At 72.8% G+C, this 13,142-nt stretch carries 15 protein-coding genes; 8 read left to right on the forward strand and 7 right to left on the reverse strand.

Annotated elements, in window-relative coordinates; translation table 11 throughout:
• Position 1 precedes the first annotated feature (1 nt).
• From HOO61_RS07305 to HOO61_RS07330, 6 genes are all read right to left on the reverse strand, one after another.
• The gene (locus tag HOO61_RS07305; RefSeq protein ID WP_172257932.1) at positions 2–880 is read right to left on the reverse strand and encodes a TatD family hydrolase; all 879 of its coding nucleotides are present in this window, start codon (positions 878–880) and stop codon (positions 2–4) included.
• Positions 880–1,560 carry an EboA domain-containing protein gene (locus HOO61_RS24050; RefSeq protein ID WP_172257933.1) on the reverse strand — a complete coding sequence of 227 codons (681 nt, stop codon included), beginning with the start codon at positions 1,558–1,560 and terminating at the stop codon, positions 880–882. The genes HOO61_RS07305 and HOO61_RS24050 overlap by 1 nt, the downstream gene beginning before the upstream one ends.
• Positions 1,557–2,435 carry a sugar phosphate isomerase/epimerase family protein gene (locus HOO61_RS07315; RefSeq protein ID WP_367650057.1) on the reverse strand — a complete coding sequence of 293 codons (879 nt, stop codon included), beginning with the start codon at positions 2,433–2,435 and terminating at the stop codon, positions 1,557–1,559. The genes HOO61_RS24050 and HOO61_RS07315 overlap by 4 nt, the downstream gene beginning before the upstream one ends.
• A complete protein-coding gene (locus HOO61_RS07320) occupies positions 2,432–3,295 on the reverse strand; it encodes an SCO3242 family prenyltransferase (RefSeq protein WP_172257934.1) in 864 nt (287 codons plus the stop codon). Before HOO61_RS07320 ends, HOO61_RS07315 begins: the two co-directional genes overlap by 4 nt.
• Complete coding sequence (locus tag HOO61_RS07325) at positions 3,292–4,488, reverse strand: inositol-3-phosphate synthase (protein ID WP_172257935.1); 1,197 nt, start codon at positions 4,486–4,488, stop codon at positions 3,292–3,294. Before HOO61_RS07325 ends, HOO61_RS07320 begins: the two co-directional genes overlap by 4 nt.
• A 66-nt stretch (positions 4,489–4,554) precedes the next feature.
• Positions 4,555–5,337 (reverse strand): hypothetical protein, encoded by a 783-nt coding sequence (locus HOO61_RS07330; protein ID WP_172257936.1) that lies wholly within the window; start codon positions 5,335–5,337, stop codon positions 4,555–4,557.
• A 26-nt stretch (positions 5,338–5,363) separates the two neighbouring features.
• Between HOO61_RS07330 and HOO61_RS07335 the strand changes: the two genes are divergently transcribed.
• The 5 genes from HOO61_RS07335 to HOO61_RS07355 all read left to right on the forward strand — a co-directional run bounded on the left by HOO61_RS07335 (position 5,364) and on the right by HOO61_RS07355 (position 9,407).
• A complete protein-coding gene (locus HOO61_RS07335) occupies positions 5,364–6,308 on the forward strand; it encodes a Ppx/GppA phosphatase family protein (RefSeq protein ID WP_172257937.1) in 945 nt (314 codons plus the stop codon).
• Positions 6,309–6,310: 2 nt separating this feature from the next.
• Positions 6,311–7,126 carry a sugar phosphate isomerase/epimerase gene (locus tag HOO61_RS07340; protein WP_172257938.1) on the forward strand — a complete coding sequence of 272 codons (816 nt, stop codon included), beginning with the start codon at positions 6,311–6,313 and terminating at the stop codon, positions 7,124–7,126.
• Between the two features lie 7 nt (positions 7,127–7,133).
• A complete protein-coding gene (locus HOO61_RS07345) occupies positions 7,134–7,727 on the forward strand; it encodes a TetR family transcriptional regulator (RefSeq protein ID WP_172257939.1) in 594 nt (197 codons plus the stop codon).
• A 214-nt stretch (positions 7,728–7,941) separates the two neighbouring features.
• Positions 7,942–8,658 (forward strand): ABC transporter ATP-binding protein, encoded by a 717-nt coding sequence (locus HOO61_RS07350; protein WP_172257940.1) that lies wholly within the window; start codon positions 7,942–7,944, stop codon positions 8,656–8,658.
• Complete coding sequence (locus HOO61_RS07355) at positions 8,655–9,407, forward strand: ABC transporter permease (RefSeq protein ID WP_253941980.1); 753 nt, start codon at positions 8,655–8,657, stop codon at positions 9,405–9,407. Before HOO61_RS07350 ends, HOO61_RS07355 begins: the two co-directional genes overlap by 4 nt.
• A gap of 110 nt (positions 9,408–9,517) precedes the next feature.
• Here the strand turns inward: HOO61_RS07355 and HOO61_RS07360 are convergent, their stop codons facing one another.
• A complete protein-coding gene (locus HOO61_RS07360) occupies positions 9,518–9,928 on the reverse strand; it encodes a hypothetical protein (RefSeq protein ID WP_172257941.1) in 411 nt (136 codons plus the stop codon).
• Positions 9,929–10,017: 89 nt separating this feature from the next.
• Here HOO61_RS07360 and HOO61_RS07365 point away from each other — a divergent pair, with 89 nt between their 5' ends.
• From HOO61_RS07365 to HOO61_RS07375, 3 genes are all read left to right on the forward strand, one after another.
• A complete protein-coding gene (locus HOO61_RS07365; RefSeq protein ID WP_172258203.1) occupies positions 10,018–10,947 on the forward strand; it encodes a proline dehydrogenase family protein in 930 nt (309 codons plus the stop codon).
• A 28-nt stretch (positions 10,948–10,975) separates the two neighbouring features.
• Positions 10,976–11,776, forward strand: a complete 801-nt coding sequence (gene proC / locus HOO61_RS07370; RefSeq protein ID WP_172257942.1) for a pyrroline-5-carboxylate reductase — start codon at positions 10,976–10,978, stop codon at positions 11,774–11,776.
• Positions 11,777–11,982: 206 nt separating this feature from the next.
• Positions 11,983–13,092, forward strand: coding sequence for a hypothetical protein (locus HOO61_RS07375; RefSeq protein ID WP_172255709.1), 1,110 nt, complete (start codon positions 11,983–11,985; stop codon positions 13,090–13,092).
• The last annotated feature ends 50 nt before the right edge of the window (positions 13,093–13,142 follow it).

The raw sequence follows: 13,142 nt of genomic DNA on the forward strand, positions 1-13,142 counted from the left end.
GTCAGTCCCGCGAGCCGCGCAGGATGGAGTTGCCCTCGAAGGTGGCCGACGCGTCGGCACCGGTCGTGGCGTCGTCCGCGAGGTCGGGGTCGACGAGCAGCCGGCCGCTCTGCCCGAAGAACTCGACGGGGTTGCGCCACAGCACGCGGTCGACGTCGTCCGCGCTGAAGCCCGCCTCGAGCATCGCGGCACCGGTCTTCGCCGTCTTGAGCGGGTCGCTGCGACCCCAGTCGGCGGCGGAGTTGACCAGCACACGGTCGAGGCCGCGGCGCTCGAGGATGGCCACCATCCGGTGCTCGTCCATCTTGGTGTCCGGGTAGATCGAGAAGCCCATCCAGCAGCCCGCCTCGTCGACCTGGTCGACGGTGACCTCGTTGAGGTGGTCCACCACGACCATGCCCGGGGCGAGCCCCGACTCGGTGACGAGCTCGAGCGTGCGGCGGGTGCCTTGCTCCTTGTCGCGGTGCGGGGTGTGGACCATCGCCGGCAGCTCGAACTCCACGGCCAGCTCCAGCTGACGCACGAACGCCTTCTCCTCCTCGACGGTCATCGAGTCGAAGCCCACCTCGCCCACGGCGACCACGCCGTCCTTGGCGAGGTAGCGCGGGAGCACGTCGAGCACCTCGGCGCAGCGTGGGTCGTTGGCCTCCTTGGGGTTGAGCGCGATCGTGCAGTGGTGGGCGATGCCGAACTGCGAGGCGCGGAACCGCTCCCAGCCCACGAGGGCGTCGAAGTAGTCGGTGAACGAGCCGACGCTGGTGCGGGGCTGGCCCAGCCAGAACGCGGGCTCCACCAGTGCGCGGACCCCGGCGGCGTGCATCGCCTCGTAGTCGTCGGTGGTGCGCGACGTCATGTGGATGTGCGGGTCGAAGATGCGCATCAGAGGTCCTTCTGCTCGTGCCGGGTCTGCTGGGACTGCTCGGGGGAGGCGGCGCAGGCGTCGAGCACGACCTGCACGTCGAGGGGTACGTCGCGTCCGGCCGCCTCGCGCTCGCGCCGGTAGCGCTGCACCATCTCGGCGAGCTCGCGGTCGGCGCGACGGGCGAGAGCGGTGACCGAGGCGACCGGCACGCCGGTGAACAGGCACTTGAGGACGCCCTGGCGCCACGAGTCGTCGTCGAGCCGGTCGCTGTGCGGGCCCATCGCGGCGGCGACCAGGCGGGTGTCGTTGGTGCGCAGCGCGTCGAGCACGAGGTCGCTGCCGTCGAGCGCTCCTGCGCCGGCGGCCTCGATGCCGTTGAGGGCGTGCAGGACCGCGCGCTTCTCGTCGCTGTCGCCGTAGCGGTAGACCTCGCGCAGCTCGGCCAGCAGCGCGTCGGGGTCGACCCTGCGGGCGACCAGGGCCACCAGCTCGACGCGTACGGCGTCCTCGAGCAGTACGCCGTCGGCGCCGGGCAGCGGACCACGCCCGGTGGTCCGAGCGACGGCGGGGAAGACCCGCCCGAGCCGTGCCGGGTCTGCTGCGACCTCCTCGCGGAGGGCGTACCACCGCTCCTGCGCGCCCTCGTCGAGGGCGGCCTCGATGACGCTGTGGTCGGCGAGCGGCTGGATGGCGGTCACGCTGGTTCTCCTTCCGCGCCGAGGCGCTCGAGCGACGCGCGCAGTGCGGCGATCTGTCGGGCGGCGACCGTGGGTGCCGCGTGGGAGTGGCGGGGGAGCTCCACGCTGGCGAGGCCGGTGAAGCCGGTGGCGACGAGCGCGCGAAGGACCGCGTCGAGGTCGAGGACGCCGGTGCCGAGCTCGAGGTGCTCGTGCACGTCGCGCACCATGTCGTCGACCTGGACGTTGCCGATGAGGCGGCCCGCGACGGCGACGGACGCCTCCGGGCTACGGGGCTCGTTGCACACGAGGTGGCCCAGGTCGAGGGTCAGGCGGAGGTGGTCGGGCTCGCCGAGCCGGCGGCGCAGCTCGAGGGCCTCGTCGACGGTGTCGACGTGCATCCCGGGCTCGGGCTCGAAGCAGACGGTGACCCCGAGGTCGTGCGCGAGGTCGAGGACAGGACCGAGCCCGTCGGTGAGCCGGCGCCAGCCCTCCTCGGGGCCGGTGCCCTCCGGCAGCACGCCCGACCAGCACGACATCGCCTCGGCGCCCAGGTCGGCCGCGATGCGCACCGCGCGGGTCAGCAGCTCGATCCGCGGGCCGCGGTCACCGTCGCTGACCAGCGTGGGCTCGTGCTTGTGCCACGGGTCGAGGACGTAGCGCGAGCCGGTCTCGATGACGACGGCGAGGCCGTGGTCGGCGAGCGACTTCGCGGCACGCGCCGTCTGGGCCGCCGCGTCGTCGGCGAAGGGGTCGAGGTGGGGCTGGTCGAGGGTGAGGGCGACACCGTCGTAGCCGAGCCCCGCGATCACCTCGCACGCGTCGGGGAACCGGTGGCCGGAGAAGCCGTTGCTGCCGTAGCCGAGGCGCAGTCGGCCGGGCTCCCGGGCGGTCACGTCGGGCTCCAGCGGCGCGAGAGGGTGCGGTAGGCGGGACCTGCCCCGACGACGGTCGCGGCGGCGACCAGCCGGCCGCGGCGCGCCAGCCACGCGCCCTGGAGGAGGGAGAACCCGCCGATCCCGGTGCGGGTGGCGGTGCGCGCCGCCTCGGCCGTCGGGTCCTGGGCCGCCCGGGCCTGGGCGCGGCCGACCACGACTGCGTACGCCGCTGACAGGCCGACCCCGGCCGCGCGGGCGAGGCGACCGGCGTGCGGGTCGTGGAACGCGGCGTGGGCGGTGGCGGCCGCGACGACGGCGGTGCCGGCGGTCACCGCTGCGGCGACCTCCGGGCGGGTGCCGTGCACCTCGCCGCGGCTGAGCCAGGTGAGACCCGCGGTGTGCGCGGTCATCGCCAGGGCGGGCTGCCAGGCGCTGGTCGGCGAGGCGTGCGCGCCGAGCAGGACGTCGAGGCCCCGCGTCGAGGCCATCGCGAGGGGGCCGATCGCCGCGTCCTTCGCGACGGCGTCGTAGGCCACCACCATCGCGGCGAGGGGGACGCCGACGGCGACGGCCGAGCGACCGCCGAGGAGGGCAGCGACGCCGAGGCCCGCGGCGCCGAGCCCAGCAGCCACGGCGAGGGCGGCGTCGGGGCTGACCCGGCCCGAGGGGATCGGCCGCTCGGGGCGTTCGTCGGCATCGACGTGGCGGTCGCACCAGTCGTTGAAGGCCATCCCGGACCAGTAGAGGCAGGTGGAGGCGACCGGCATCGCCCAGCCCCGTCCACCCGCCGCCGCGTGCGCCGCGCCGGACCACGCGTCGCCGGGGATGGAGAACGCGGCGGGGGCCCGGGTGAGCTCGACGAGGTCGGCGGCCCTCACGTCGTCACCCGGTCGGCGCACGCCGTCGACCAGGCGAGCAGGGCCTCCCACTGCTGCGCGAGTCGGTGCTCGTCCGAGCCGATCGGCTGCTTGAAGAAGAAGCCGAGGGCGGTCAGCGGGCCGGTCTCGCCGACCGCGACCGCGCGCGCGGTCAGGCGGGCGAGGTCGAGCACCAGCGGTGCGGCGAGGGCCGAGTCGCAGCCCTCCCAGGTGAACTGCATCGTCATCCGGGTGCCGAGGAAGCCGTCGAAGCGGACGTGGTCCCAGGCGGTCTTCCAGTCGCCGAGGTCCTCGACGTAGTCGATGTGCATCGGCCCGGGCACGGGGTGGCCGAGCATCGACTCGAGGCCCGAGCGCTTGGTGCTGGTCTTGCTCTCCCGCGCGGCCGGGTCGGCCAGCGTCGAGCCGTCACCGCCGCCGAGCAGGTTGATCGACGTCCACGACCGCACGGCCAGCGACCGGGTGGAGAACATCGGGGCCAGGGCCGACTTCACCAGCGTCTCGCCGGTCTTGCCGTCGCTGCCGGCGTAGGGGAGGCCGCGCTCGTCGGCCAGCTCGCGCAGGGCCGGGACGTCGATGCCGGGGCTCGGGGTGAAGGCGACGTACGCCGCCCCGGCGAGGACCGCGGCGCAGGCGTAGACCGAGCTCGGCGACAGGGGCGCCCGGCCGGCCGTCCAGGCCGCCTCCAGACCGGCCCACGTGTCGGCGTCCGTGCCGGCGTCGTGCGGCGGCTCGGTGCTCGAGACGTCGACGACGACCACCCGGTCGACGGCGGCGGCGAAGTCACGGATGTCGGCCGCGAGCCGCTCCACGTCGGCTCGCTGGTCGGCGGAGTCGCCGTGGCGGACGCCCGGACGCAGCCGGGCCTCGGTCGCCTCGAGCTCGGCGCCGACCTGGTGGGCGAGGATGCCCGGCACCACTCCGCCGGCCACGAGGCGCTCGGCCTGCTTGACGAGCGGGAGGGTGTCGACGTCGTGCCCGCCCACCACGATGTCGGCGTAGGCCGGCAGGCCGCGCGCGTCGAGGTCGGGATGGGCGCAGACGCAGCCGGTCTCGTCGGTCAGGTGGGCCGCGAGGGCGCTCAGGCCGATGGTCGCGGTGGTCGCGAGCGAGCCGCGTGCGCCGATGAACCAGATGCCGAGACGGCCGGCGGGACCGTGATCCTCGGGCCGGGGGTTGGGGGAGGGTGCCACCTGTCGAAGGTAATGCACGTCACAACCACTTTCAACGCCGCGTCCGCCACTTTTGCGTGGCTTCGGTCAAAAGTGCTGCGGTGACGCGGGGTGCAGTGCGAGCGCGGAACGCGAAACCACGTGCGCCTCGCAATGGCGGACCAGCTCGGCGTACGCCGCAGCGCCCATCAGCTCGACCAGCTCGGGCTCGTTCGTGACGTAGACCGGCTCGGGCGCGATGTGTGCCTCGGTGTTGCCCGAGCAGTACCAGTCGAGGTCGTGACCGCCCGGCCCCCACCCCCGCCGGTCGTACTCGCCGATCGACACCTCGGTGTAGGCCGTCCCGTCCTGTCGCTCGACCTCGCGGAACTGGCGGCGGATCGGCAGCTGCCAGCACACGTCCGGCTTCGTCTCCAGCGGGTTGCGCCCCTGGCGCAGGGCGAGGCCGTGGAGCGCGCAGCCGGCGCCGACGTGCCCGGCGCCGGTGGTGAAGTCGGTGCGGTTGTGGAAGACGCACGCCTGCTGGCCGTCCACCTCGACGACGCGGGTCTTGCGCTCGCCGTCGTCGTCGGCCTCGATCCAGTCGGCCTTGCGCACCGCCCGGCCGGGGTGGAGCTGCCAGTCGTCGGGGGTGAGCTCGGCGACGAACGCCGCCACCCGCTTCTCGTCGTCCTTGTCGGCGAAGTGGGCGCCCAGGGTGCAGCAGCCGACGTCGGGAGCGTCGGCGTAGATGCCCTGGCACCCCTGGCCGAAGATGCAGGTGTAGGCCGAGGTGAGCCACGTCAGGTCGCAGCGGAACACCTGGGACTCGTCGGCGGGATCGGCGAACTCCACGAACGCGCGGGGGAAGACCAGGTCGACTTCGGGCACGTGTGAAGCCTAGTAGTTTGGGGTTCATGCGCCTGGGCGTCCTCGACATCGGCTCCAACACCGGCCACCTGCTGGTGGTGGACGCGCACGGCGGTGCCGCGCCGCTGCCGGCGTCCTCACACAAGCAGCCGCTGCGCCTCGCCGAGCACCTCGACGAGGACGGGGCCGTGACCAAGAAGGGCATCAAGGCCCTCACGGACTTCTGCGCCTCGGCGACGCAGATCGCCGAGGACAAGGGCTGCGAGGAGATGCTCGGCTTCGCCACCTCGGCCGTGCGCGACTCCGTCAACTCCGACGAGGTGCTCGCCCACGTCGAGGAGAACAGCGGCGTCCGGCTCGAGGTGCTCTCGGGCGAGGACGAGGCGCGGCTGACGTTCCTGGCCGTACGCCGCTGGTTCGGCTGGTCGGCCGGCCGGCTCGCGGTCTTCGACATCGGCGGTGGGTCGCTCGAGATCGCCGGCGGCACCGACGAGGCCCCCGACGTCGCCTGGTCGCTCCCGCTCGGCGCGGCCCGGATGGCGCGGGCCTGGTTCGGCGGCGGCCGGCCCAGCGACGACGACGTACGCGAGCTGCGCAAGCAGGTGCGCGCCGAGATCGCCCGCGACGCCGGCCACCTGCTGCGCGGTGGCGTGCCCGACCGGGCTGCGGCGACCTCCAAGACGTTCCGCTCCCTGGCGCGGATCTGCGGTGCCGCGCCGAGCGGCGACGGCCCGCTCGTGCCCCGCGCCCTCGAGCTCGAGACGCTCTCGGGCTGGATCCCCAAGCTGATGGACATGTCGTCCGACGAGCTCGCCGAGCTCCCCGGCGTCTCCCCGAGCCGCACCCACCAGATCGTCCCGGGCGCCCTCGTCGCCGAGGCCTGCATGGACATCTTCGACCTGACCGAGCTGGAGATCTGCCCCTGGGCGCTGCGCGAGGGCGTGATCCTCGAGCGCCTCGACCAGATCTCGGTCGTCACCAGGCAGCGCTGACCATGTCCACGTCGTCCTCCTCGCGGTCCACCCCCCTGGTCGGGCTCTCCTCCGCCTCGGTCTACCCCGAGTCGACGGCGCACGCCTTCGGGTGGGCAGCGCAGCTGGGCTACGACGCGGTCGAGGTGATGGTCGGCATCGACTCGCTCAGCCAGCAGGTCGACGCGGTGAAGAAGCTCAGCGACCATCACCAGGTCCCGATCTGCGCGGTCCACGCGCCCTGCCTGCTCTTCACGCAGCGGGTCTGGGGCACAGACCCGTGGGGCAAGCTGGAGAAGTCGGCGGAGATGGCCGAGGCCGTCGGCGCCGACGTCGTCGTCGTCCACCCACCGTTCCGGTGGCAGAAGGACTACGCCGCCGGCTTCGTCGAGGGCATCGCGTCGCTCGAGGCCCGCACCGGCATCGCGTTCGCGGTCGAGAACATGTACCCGTGGCGGGCCTCCTCGCGCCGCGGCATGCAGATGTACGTCCCCGGCTGGGACCCCAGCGAGGAGGACTACGCCAACACCACGATCGACCTCTCGCACGCCGCGATCGCCCGCAGCGACGTCATCGAGATGGCCGACCGGATGGGCGGGAGCCTGCGGCACGTGCACCTCACCGACGGCACCGGGTCGGCCAAGGACGAGCACCTCGTCCCCGGTCGCGGCGTGATGCGGGCCCAGGAGTTCCTGCGCCACCTCGCGGGCACGGGCTTCTCCGGGCACGTCGTGCTGGAGATCAACACCCGGCGGGCGGCCAACCGCGTCGAGCGGGAGGCCGACCTGGCCGAGTCGCTGGAGTTCGCCCGCGCCCACCTCGCCGTACCGACGCCGTGAGCCCGCGATGACCACCCGCACGTCCCGCGGCCGTCGCCCCGGCGCCCCCGACACCCGGGCCGAGGTCCTCGCCGCCGCGCGGGCGTCGTTCGCTGAGAAGGGCTTCCGCGGTACGACGATCCGCGCCGTCGCCGCGTCGGCCGGCGTCGACCCCGCGCTCGTGCACCACTACTTCGGCAGCAAGGACGACCTGTTCCTCGCCGCGCTCGAGATGCCCGTCGACCCGCGCGAGGTCCTCGCGCCGGTCGTGGCGCAGGGCGCCGACGGCGCCGGCGAACGGCTGCTGCGCACCTTCCTGTCGGTCTGGGACGACCCCGACACCCAGGTGCAGCTGTTGGCCGTCGTCCGCTCGGTGCTCAGCGCCGACGGGGCCACGCTCCTGCAGGAAGGCTTCATCCCGGTCGTCGTCGGCCCGGTCCTGGCGCAGCTCGTCGCCGACCGGCCCGAGGTGCGGATCCCGCTCGTCGCCAGCCAGGTCGTCGGCCTGATCGTCACCCGCTACCTCATCGCCCTCCCGCCGATGGCCCAGATGTCCGCGGACGACGTCGTCGCCCGCATCGGGCCGGTGATCCAGCACTACCTGACCGGCGACCTCCCGTAGTCGCCGTACGCCCCTCCATCCCTCCGCGCCCTGAGCGGTGGCCCACCCACATTTGCCGCACCCAAGAATGTGGCTCCACCACCGCTGCTCGGCGTGTCCCGAGCGGCGCGCCGGTGAGCGGTGGTCCACCCACGTTCGGCACCCGCGGAAGGTGGCTGGACCACCGCTCACGAGGGGCTTGACGGCGACCTGACCCCGGCGCACAATTCAACACATGATGAAAAACGTCGTGGAGGTGCGCGACCTCGTCGTCGTACGCGGTGAGCGGGAGGTGCTGCCCGGTATCTCGCTGGACGTCACCGCGGGCGTCACCGGCCTGCTCGGCCCGAGCGGCTGCGGCAAGACCACCCTGATGCGGTGCCTGGTCGGCGCGCAGCAGGTGCGGTCGGGGACGGTCGAGGTGCTGGGGGAGCCCGCCGGCAGCCCGCCCCTGCGGACCCGGATCGGCTACGTCACCCAGGACGCGAGCGTCTACGACGACCTGACCGTCGCCGAGAACCTCGCATTCTTCGCCCGCGTGCTCGGCGTCGACCGCGCCCAGGTCGACGAGGCCGTCGCCGCGGTGGGCCTCGACGACCACCGCTCCCAGGTCGTGGGCCGCCTCTCGGGCGGCCAGCGCAGCCGGGCGAGCCTGGCGGTCGCCCTCCTCGGTACGCCGGACCTGCTGGTGCTCGACGAGCCGACGGTCGGTCTCGACCCGGTGCTGCGCCGCGACCTGTGGGACCTGTTCCACCGGATCGCCGACCGCGGGGCCGCGGTCCTCGTCTCGAGCCACGTCATGGACGAGGCCGAGCGGTGCCACCGGCTGCTGCTGATGCGCGAGGGTCGGATCATCGCCGACGGCTCGCCCGAAGAGGTCCGCCGCGGCACCGGGGCGCCGGACATCGAGCAGGCGTTCCTCCGCCTCGTCGAAGGGCGCGGTGCGGCATGAGCGCCACTGCGATGAGCGCCCGCACCACCCTCGCCGTCGCCGGCCGCGTCCTCACGCAGATCCGGCGCGACCACCGCACGCTGGCGATGCTGCTGGTCGTCCCGTGCGTGCTGATCACCCTGCTGTGGTGGATGTTCGCCGACCTCCCGGGCGACCTGTTCGACCGCTTCGGGCCGGGCCTGCTGGCGATGTTCCCCTTCATCGTGATGTTCCTGGTGACGAGCGTGACGACGCTGCGCGAGCGCTCGTCGGGCACCCTCGAGCGGCTGCTCACGATGCCGATGGGCAAGCTCGACTTCCTGCTCGGCTACGCGCTCGCCTTCGGCCTGCTCGCGGCCGTGCAGTCCGTGCTGGCGGTGGCCGTCAGCGTCGGGCTCCTCGGCCTGGAGGTGCAGGGTCCGATCTGGCTGCTCGGCGTGGTGGCGGTGGCCGACGCGGTCCTCGGTACGGCGCTCGGGCTGCTGGTCAGCGCCTTCGCGACGACCGAGTTCCAGGCGGTGCAGTTCATGCCGGCGTTCGTGCTGCCCCAGATCCTGCTGTGCGGGCTGTTCGTGCCGCGCGATGCGATGCCGGCGGTCCTCGAGGCGGTCAGCAACGTGCTGCCGATGTCGTACGCCGTCGACGCCATGCAGGAGCTCGTCGGGGCGGCCGACACGGGCGAGGTGTGGCGCAACGTGCTGGTCGTCGCCGGCTTCGCGCTCGGTGCGCTCGCGCTCGGCGCCGCGACCCTCAGGCGTCGGACACCCTGACCCGAATCCGCCGGTCTCTCACCTGCTGCGCGTCACCATGCGGGCGCGCTGGCGGCGTCGTCGGGCGCTCGACGGGCCCAGCGGCCCGCCTTCGGCCCTCCGCCTTGCCATCACGTCCGCCTGATGTCGCTCGCGACGGCGTCGACCGGCGGCTCCGGGACCCGGCTGAAGAGCCATCCGGCAGCCGCGAAGAGAGCGGCGTACATCGCCGTGATCATCACGACGTCGGCGATCGACGCCACGGCCCGGTCCGTGGCGACCAGCACCACGGCGACGACCCCGGCCGCCAGCGTGGTGGCCGCCGCGGCGCCCAGTGCGAGCACCATCCCGCGCGGGCGGAACCGGGTCGCCGCGGCGACGACCAGCAGGACGGCGGGCGCGGCGAGGTAGAGCCAGTCGCGGTCGCCCTCACCCACGATGCCGAGGGCACCGATGCCGAAGAGGAGGAACAGGACGGTGCCGACCGACAGGGCCAGCGCGAGGGCGTACCGGGAGGTGGGGGAGGAGAGGGCCGACGTCATGCCGACGACGCTAGGAGAACACCGGCCCGGATGGGGTGGAGGAGCTGTGAAGGTTCGGTGGAGGTCGGCGTAGCCTTGCCGCCATGTCGTTGCTCCGCCAGCCGATCCTGCTCCTCGCCCGCAGCCAGGGGGTCAAGAAGCTCGTCTCGACGATGCCCGTCTCGAGCTCCATCGTCACCGGCTACGTGCCGGGCGAGACCACCGCCGACGCGGTCGCTGCGACGTCGGGCCTGGTCGACGAGGGCCTCCGGGTGACGCTCGACTACCTCGGCGAGGACACGACCGACGCCGCCCAGGCGGACGCGACCGTCGCGGCCTACAAGGAGCTGCTCGCCGACCTGGCGACCAAGGGCCTCGCGCCGCACGCGGAGGTCTCGGTCAAGCTCAGCGCGATCGGCCAGTTCCTCCCCGACAACGGGCACAAGGTCGCGCTGGAGAACGCGCGCGAGATCTGCCGAGCCGCCCGCAACGCCGGCACGACCGTGACCCTCGACATGGAGGACCACACCACCACCGACTCGACGCTCTCGATCCTCCGCGAGCTCCGCAAGGACTTCCCCGAGACGGGCGCGGTGCTCCAGGCGATGCTGCGACGCACCGAGGCCGACTGCCGTGCGCTGGCCTACGAGGGCTCACGCGTGCGGTTGTGCAAGGGCGCCTACATGGAGCCGGAGAAGGTCGCCTTCCAGGACCGCATCGACGTCGACAAGTCCTACGTCCGCTGCCTGAAGGTCCTGCTCGCCGGTCAGGGCTACCCGATGATCGCCACCCACGACCCGCGGATGGTGCAGATCGCCTCGTCGCTGGCGAGCCGCTTCGGCCGACGGCCGGGGACCTACGAGTTCCAGATGCTCTTCGGCATCCGGCCCGAGGAGCAGAAGCGGCTGGCGGCTGCCGGGGAGACCGTGCGCGTCTACATCCCCTACGGCACCGAGTGGTACGGCTACCTGATGCGGCGGCTGGCCGAGAAGCCCCAGAACCTCGCCTTCTTCGTTCGCTCCCTGATCAGCAAGAAATAGGGTCGCGGAGGCCAAGTAGGTTGGCCCCATGAGCACAGCGATCATCGGCGCCGGCGTCATGGGGGAGACCCTGCTCTCCGGGCTGGTGCGCGCCGGACGCCGCGTCGACCAGCTGATGGTCGGGGAGAAGCGCGCCGAGCGGGCCCGCGAGCTCGAGGAGCGCTACGGCGTGGCGGTCGTCTCCAACCGCGAGGCCGCCGCCACGGCTGACACCGTCGCGCTGGTCGTCAAGCCGCAGGACATGGGTGACGTCCTCGAGGAGATCGCCCCCGACCTCCGGGCCGGCCAGCTGCTGGTGTCGTTGGCGGCCGGCATCACCACGTCGTTCATCGAGTCGCACGTGCCCGAGGGCGTCGCCGTCGTCCGGGTCATGCCCAACACGCCCGCGCTGGTCGACGAGGGGATGGCCGCGATCTCGCCCGGCTCCCACTGCGACGAGGCGCACCTGGCCGAGGTCGAGTCGCTGATGGCCTCCACCGGCAAGGTGCTGCGCATCCCCGAGAAGCAGATGGACGCCGTCACCGCCATCTCCGGGTCCGGACCGGCCTACATCTTCTTCGTCGTCGAGTCGATGATCGAGGCGGGCGTGCACCTCGGCCTGCCGCGTGCCACCTCGACCGAGCTGGTCGTGCAGACGCTCGTCGGCTCCGCGGCGATGCTGCGGGAGACCGGCACCCACCCGGTCGTGCTGCGCGAGCAGGTCACCTCACCCAGCGGTACGACGGCCTCGGCCCTCCGCGAGCTCGAGATCCACAAGGTCCGTGCGGCCTTCCTGGCCGCCATGGAGGCGGCCCGCAACCGTTCCCGCGAGCTCGCCGAAGGCAGCTGACGACACCACCCACAACGCCGGAAACCCGCTCTGCATGCGGGTTTCCGCCCGTCGAGACGGTTTCCGTCTGGTTGGTCACAAACGCTGGGACCCGGGGTAACTCCGAGTGACAATGGAAGTGACCGACCAGGTCATCTCGCGGATACCTAAGTGGGGTGGTGGTCATGTCCGCGACACCCAGAAGAGAACGCAGAAGCACGATCAGGGTGGCACTCGGGCTCGCCATCACCGGCCTCCTGGCCGTCTCCTCCGGCGGTCTGCTCCTCGTCACCGCCGGGACGGCGGAGTCGACGCCCGCGCGCGCCGTTCAATCGGTCGACTACACGGAGTGGGTGAACGAGGGCGACCCCGTCCTCACCCACGAGAACGCGCCCCCCGGGCCCACGACCGACACCGAGCGGTGGACTCCCGTGGGAGAGCCGACCACGCACGTGACCACGATCGCGGTCCCTGAGTCGTACGGCGAGTGGAGTGCGTGGAGTGCTACCGACCTCACGCCACCGCCTCCGGCCGACACCGACACCCACGAGTACCGCGTCGTCGGCAACGGTGACGGCACGGCCGACCAGACGGTCTTCCGGCACTTCTCGTGGAGGGGTGGCCCGGTGGAAGGTACGCCTCCCGTCCCGACACGTCCGGAAGGTGACGCCAACTGGCAGCCGAACGCCGAGCAGGAGCCTCCTGGCCACCTGACCTCGACCAGCGCACCTGATGGTGGTCCGTACACCGGCACGGGTCTGCACTACGCAAGCCACGGTCCTGACGGTGGTGTGGGCAACGCGGACTGGTACTACTTCGGGTCGTTCGTGATCGAGGGTCAGGACGAGACCTTCCGGGTGGAAGAGCGCACGCGCACCTTCACCCCTGCCGTCGCCGAGGTCAGCCACCTCGACTACCTGTGGCAGAAGCAGGTCCGCTCCGTGGTGACCCCGCCCGTGGTGACCCCGCCCGTGGTGACCCCGCCCGTGGTGACGCCCCCCGAGGTGGCACCGCCTGTGGTGGCACCGCCTGAGGTGGAACCCACCACCGCGACCGCAGAGCCGGCCGAGGAGGACGTGGAAGCAGTGGAGGAGCCTGCCCCTGTCCCGCAGTCGCAGGCGCCCGAGGCGGCCGCGCCCGAGGTGCTGGGCGCGCAGGCGTCCGAGCCTCCGGCCCCGCCGGCCGCTCCGGTGCCGACCGCCGTCGATGCCGGGCTCGCCTCGGCTCCCGGCGCGGGCACCGCGACGGCGCAGCTGTGGGGCATCGTCCTCTCGGGGATGGGGATGGTCCTGCTGGCCTCGGCCGGCGGAGTGCTGGTGAGGATCCGACACGCCTGACCGCGACCGAGGACGTCACCCGGCGGCGAGCCGGGTGACGTCCCGCGGGG

It is taken from the genome of Nocardioides sp. zg-1230 (assembly GCF_013155335.1).
Taxonomy (GTDB): domain Bacteria; phylum Actinomycetota; class Actinomycetes; order Propionibacteriales; family Nocardioidaceae; genus Nocardioides.